Below are 1,806 nucleotides of genomic sequence, written 5' to 3'. Positions count from 1 at the left end.
AACCACCGATGGTGCCCAGGCCTTGTACCGGCGGTGGCGGGAAGATCGCCATGTAGGCTTCCTGAATCCCGGCGTACTGGCCGTTCAAGGCACCGGCGATGGCACCGGCGGACATGCTCGGGTCTTTGCGCTCGTCGAACGGTTTCAAGGTCACGAACACGATGCCGGCGTTCGGGCTGTTGGTGAAACCGTTGATCGACAGGCCAGGGAATGCCACGGCACTTTCCACGCCAGGCTGTTTCAGCGCCAGGTCGGACATGCGCTTGATCACGTCTTCGGTACGGTCCAGGCTCGCCGCATCCGGCAATTGAGCGAAGGCCACCAGGTATTGCTTGTCCTGGCCGGGTACGAAACCGGTCGGGGTGCTGGAAAAACCGAAGAAGGTCAGGACCATCAGGCCGGCATACAGCAGCAGGGCGATACCGCTTGAGCGGATCACACGGGCAACGGTGCCGACATAACCGTGGCTGGCCTTTTCGAAGAAACGGTTGAACGGGCGGAACAACCAGCCGCCAAACATCTTGTCCAGCACCTTGGAGAAACGATCCTTCGGTGCGTCATGGCCCTTGAGCAATACCGCAGCCAGTGCCGGCGACAGGGTCAGCGAGTTGAAGGCCGAAATCACCGTCGAAATCGCAATGGTCAAGGCGAACTGCTTATAGAACTGACCCGTCAGGCCAGAAATGAACGCCGCCGGTACGAACACCGCACACAGCACCAGCGCCGTGGCGATGATCGGGCCGGTGACCTCGCCCATGGCTTTTTTGGTCGCTTCGACCGGCGTCAGTCCGAGTTCAATGTTGCGCTCGACGTTCTCCACCACCACGATCGCATCGTCGACCACGATACCGATCGCCAATACCAGGCCGAACAACGACAGGGCGTTGAGCGAGAATCCGAACAAGTGCATCACCGCAAACGTACCGATCAACGATACCGGCACCGCAACCAACGGAATGATCGATGCGCGCCAGGTTTGCAGGAACAGGATCACCACCAGCACCACGAGGATCAGCGCTTCGAAGAGGGTATGCACCACTGCCTCGATGGAACCGCGCACGAAGATCGTCGGGTCATAGACAATGCTGAAGTCCATGCCTTCGGGGAAGCTCTTCTTCAGCTCGGCCATTTTCGACCGCACTTCGTTGGAGATTTCGATCGCGTTCGAACCCGGACGCTGGAAGATCGGGATCGCCACCGCCGGCTGGTTGTTGAGCAACGAGCGCAGGGCGTATTGGCTGGAACCCAGCTCGACCCGAGCGATGTCTTTAAGGCGAGTGATTTCACCGTTGTCGCCCGAGCGAATGATGATGTTCTCGAACTCTTCCTCGGAAACCAGACGACCTTGGGTGTTGACCGACAGCTGGAACGCGGTGGCATTCGGCGCAGGCGGGGCGCCCAGGGCACCGGCCGCTACCTGGCGGTTCTGTTCACGAATCGCGGTCACTACATCCGTTGCAGTCAGGTTGCGCGAAGCGGTCTTGTTCGGATCGAGCCACACCCGCAGCGAGTAATCGCCCATGCCGAACAGTTGCACGTCGCCGACACCGCCCAGACGCGCCAGCTCATCCTTGATGTTGAGCAGGGCGTAGTTGGACAAGTAGAGCATGTCGTAGCGTTTGTCCGGCGAGGTCAAGTGCACCACCATCGTCAGGTCGGGCGACGCCTTGTCCACGGTGATGCCGATGCGCGTCACTTCCTCGGGAAGTTTCGGCTCGGTCCGGGTCACGCGGTTCTGCACCTGCACCTGAGCGTTGTCCAGGTCAGTGCCCAGCGCAAAGGTGATGGTCAGGGTGATCTTGCCGT

General features: G+C 60.3%; 1 protein-coding gene. It reads right to left on the bottom strand.

Annotated elements, in window-relative coordinates; all coding sequences use genetic code 11:
• The coding region (locus tag D8V06_RS15990; protein WP_153189258.1) for an efflux RND transporter permease subunit at positions 1-1,806 on the bottom strand (1,806 nt) is incomplete at both ends.

It is taken from the genome of Pseudomonas sp. Sample_24, from assembly GCF_004307605.1.
In the GTDB taxonomy this organism is placed as follows: domain Bacteria; phylum Pseudomonadota; class Gammaproteobacteria; order Pseudomonadales; family Pseudomonadaceae; genus Aquipseudomonas.
This window is presented reverse-complemented; position numbering and strand designations above follow the sequence as displayed.